This is a genomic window from Carboxylicivirga linearis (assembly GCF_018271995.1).
Lineage (GTDB): Bacteria > Bacteroidota > Bacteroidia > Bacteroidales > Marinilabiliaceae > Carboxylicivirga > Carboxylicivirga linearis.
Genome location: NZ_JAGUCO010000175.1, coordinates 1 through 329, shown reverse-complemented (window position 1 = coordinate 329; position 329 = coordinate 1). Strand labels below are relative to the sequence as shown.

At 47.1% G+C, this 329-nt stretch carries 1 tRNA gene; it reads right to left on the bottom strand.

Features of this window, described 5'->3' with window-relative positions:
* Nucleotides 1-156: 156 nt before the first annotated feature.
* Nucleotides 157-231, bottom strand: a tRNA-Val gene (locus tag KEM10_RS24190).
* Nucleotides 232-329 lie beyond the last annotated feature (98 nt).

Genomic DNA, 329 nt, shown 5'->3' with positions numbered 1-329 from the left:
GGATTCGAACCCCCGGTACCTCGCGGTACAACGGTTTTCAAGACCGCCGCATTCGACCACTCTGCCATCTCTCCAAGTCGATATACGTGAAGTGCATTTCTGCACTTGTTGTTTCAGTTTTACTATAAAAAAATCATCTCGTTCGATGATTATCTGTGGGCGATGAGGGAGTCGAACCCCCGACCCCTTGGGTGTAAACCAAGTGCTCTAAACCAACTGAGCTAATCGCCCTGAAAATATTATTCAGGTTATTTAATGTAAAACCTCACAATCACTTTTGACTGTTAAGTGGGCGATGAGGGAGTCGAACCCCCGACCCCTTGGGTGTA